This is a genomic window from Burkholderia sp. MSMB1498, assembly GCF_001526245.1.
Lineage (GTDB): Bacteria > Pseudomonadota > Gammaproteobacteria > Burkholderiales > Burkholderiaceae > Burkholderia > Burkholderia savannae.
This window is the reverse complement of sequence record NZ_LOYJ01000045.1, coordinates 1-3,061: the sequence shown is the minus strand read 5'-3', so window position 1 is coordinate 3,061 and position 3,061 is coordinate 1. Positions and strand designations below refer to the sequence as shown.

Annotated in this window: 2 protein-coding genes and 1 pseudogene; 1 reads left to right on the top strand and 2 read right to left on the bottom strand. The window is 65.0% G+C overall.

Annotated features, from left to right (window positions below; genetic code table 11):
• Together WS91_RS32575 and paaN are read right to left on the bottom strand one after the other, a co-directional pair.
• Positions 1 to 136 (bottom strand): annotated as a pseudogene (locus WS91_RS32575) (3-oxoadipyl-CoA thiolase); the annotation flags it as partial.
• A gap of 88 nt (positions 137 to 224) precedes the next feature.
• Complete coding sequence (paaN, locus tag WS91_RS08575) at positions 225 to 1,931, bottom strand: phenylacetic acid degradation protein PaaN (protein WP_059670117.1); 1,707 nt, start codon at positions 1,929 to 1,931, stop codon at positions 225 to 227.
• 130 nt (positions 1,932 to 2,061) lie between these two features.
• On the opposite strand from paaN, the gene WS91_RS08570 reads away from it, so the two are divergent.
• Positions 2,062 to 2,838, top strand: coding sequence for an enoyl-CoA hydratase (locus tag WS91_RS08570; RefSeq protein WP_059584410.1), 777 nt, complete (start codon positions 2,062 to 2,064; stop codon positions 2,836 to 2,838).
• The last annotated feature ends 223 nt before the right edge of the window (positions 2,839 to 3,061 follow it).

Below are 3,061 nucleotides of genomic sequence, written 5' to 3'. Positions count from 1 at the left end.
AGTCGACGTCGCGGTTGCGCTCGACGAGCGCCTTGAGCGGCACGGCGCCGAGGTCGTCGGCCCGCACCGGCGCGAGGGCCCCGCCGTAGCGGCCGATCGGCGTGCGGATTGCGTCACACAGGAATGCTTCGGTCATGTCGAATTCCGGCGAAGGAGAACCCGCGAGCGGGCAGATTCATACATGGTAGTGAACGATGGCGAGGTCGGCAGCCCGGCCGAACGGGTTATGCCGATTGGCCGGCTTCAGCGGATGCGGCCTTCGGCGCAACATGGTGGCGACTCTGCACGACGCGGAAGCGATTCGCGACGAACGCGGCGTCGGCGAGCGATGCATTCGCGGCCGGATTGGCGCCCGTGCCGTGGAAGTCGGAGAACGCCGCCGATTGATTGACGAACACGCCACCCGTCAGATTGATCGACAGCGCGACGCCGCCGCGCACGGCCGCTTCGTGCGCGGCCTCGACGACGGCGTCGTCCGTACTGTAGACGGAGAGCGTGAGCGCACCGTGCTCGGCCGCGATCGAACCGGCGAGATCGAGCGATTGCGCGGTCGAATCGGTTGCGATGACGAACGAGATCGGACCGAACCATTCCCGCGTGTACTTCGCGCGATCGGCGACGTCGAGCTGCAGCACGAGCGGCGTGCGTACGCGCGCGCCCTTGAAAGCGGGATGTTCGAGCGCCTGGCTGTCGGCGAGCACGCGGCCGAGCTTGCGCGCGTCGTCGATGCGGGCCGCGACGCCTTCGTTCTGAAGTGCGCCGATGAGCTCGACCGAGCGTGCCGGGTCGCCTGTCAGCTTCTGCACGGCGCCCGCGATCGCTTGCGCGACGTCGTCGAAGCTGACATGTCCTTCCGCGGTGCGGATGCCGTCACGCGGAACATAGATATTTTGCGGCGCGGTGCACATCTGGCCGGAGTAGAGCGCGAGCGAGAACGCGATGTTCTTGACGGCGGCTTTCAGGTCGTCGACGGAATCGATCACGATCTGGTTGACGCCTGCTTTCTCCGTGTACACCTGCGCCTGGTGCGCGTTGCGTTCGAGCCAGTTGCCGTTTTGTGAGCTGCCGGTGAAGTCGATCAGCTTGATTTCCGGGCGGAGCGCGAGCTCTTGGACGAGCGCGCCGTCGTTCGATTCGGTCGCAAGCAGTGTGACGACGTTCGGATCGAAGCCGGCTTCGCGCAGCACGTCGCGCGCGATGCGCACGGTGATCGCGAGCGGCAGAATTGCGCCGGGATGCGGCTTGACGATGACCGTGTTGCCGGTTGCGAGATCGGCGAACAGGCCCGGATAGCCGTTCCACGTCGGGAATGTGCAGCAGCCGAGGACGAGGCCCGTGCCGCGCGGCACGATCGTGTAGCGCTTGTGCATCGCGAGCGGCGGGTTCTTGCCTTGCGGTTTTTCCCAATGCGCGTCGGCTGGGATGCGCTGCAGCTCCTGCCATGCATAGGCGACGGCTTCGAGCGCGCGGTCCTGCGCATGCGGCCCGCCCGCCTGGAACGCCATCATGAAAGCCTGTCCCGTGGTGTGCATGACGCTGTAAGCAATTTCGAAGCTCGCGCGATTCAGCCGGGCGAGAATCTCGACGCACACGCCTGCCCAGGCGGAAGGCCCGGCCTCGCGCCATGCGCGCTGCGCTTGCGCGGCGGCGGCGATCAGCTCGTCGGGCGACGATTTCGGGTAACGGATGCCGAGCGCGAAACCGTACGGCGACTCTTCGGCGCCGACCGTTTCGCCCGAGGCGGGCTGGTCGAGTTCGAACGGCTTGTCGAGTTGGGCTTTGAATGCTGCTTCGCCGTCTGCGTTGGCGCTTTCCCCGTACACTTTGGGGCTCGGCATCTCGGCGAACGGGCTCCAGTAGCCGCGCGTTTCGATCGTGGAGAGCGCGTGCTTCAGCGTGTCTTCATGCTTCGTGAACAGAGGATGGGTCATGGCGGCAGGCTTGATGAAGGTTGAGGAAGGTGGAGGTTATTAATAAACCGACCGGTTGGTCGGAAAATGTTAGCATCAAATCATTCGTGCGTGTGCGGCATTTCATGTTTCATTGATCGAGGAGAAGCAGATGGCTTACGAAAATATCCTGGTGGAGACGCGCGGCCGGGTGGGGTTGATTACGCTGAATCGTCCGAAGGCGCTGAACGCGCTGAACGACGCGCTGATGGACGAGCTGGGCGCGGCGCTCAAGGCGTTCGACGCGGACGAAGGCATCGGCGCGATCGTGCTGACGGGCAGCGAGAAAGCGTTCGCGGCGGGCGCCGACATCGGGATGATGGCGACCTATTCGTACATGGACGTCTTCAAGGGCGACTACATCACGCGCAACTGGGAGGCGGTGCGTCAGATTCGCAAGCCGGTCATCGCGGCGGTGGCGGGGTTCGCGCTGGGCGGCGGCTGCGAGCTCGCGATGATGTGCGACATCATCTTCGCGGCGGACACGGCGAAGTTCGGCCAGCCGGAGGTCAAGCTCGGCGTGCTGCCGGGTGCGGGCGGAACGCAGCGCCTGCCGCGCGCGGTGTCGAAAGCGAAGGCGATGGACATGTGCCTGACCGCTCGCTTCATGGATGCGGAGGAAGCGGAGCGCGCCGGCCTGGTGTCGCGGATACTGCCGGCGGACAAATTGCTCGACGAGGCGATCGCCGCGGCGACGACGATCGCCGAATTCTCGCTGCCTGCCGTGATGATGGTGAAGGAGGCGGTGAATCGCGCATACGAGACGACGCTCGCGGAGGGGGTGCACTTCGAGCGCCGCTTGTTCCATGCGGCGTTCGCGACCGAAGATCAGAAGGAAGGAATGGCGGCGTTCGTCGAAAAGCGCAAGCCGATCTTCAAGCACCGCTGAGCTTGCGAGGTGCGTCGCGCGTCTTTGTTTGTTGTTACGAGGTGCGCTTCGTATGAGTGAGGCGGACTCGGCTTTCCGGCCGTTTCGCGATCCCGAAGCGTCGGCGCAAAAAACTGTCGAAAGGGGCTTGCGCGTGGGAGGGGTTGTGCCTACAATCACGCCTCTTTCGCGCCAAGCCGAACGCGGCGCGAGAGGGGAAGCGGGAAGTTCCGATGCCGAGGTG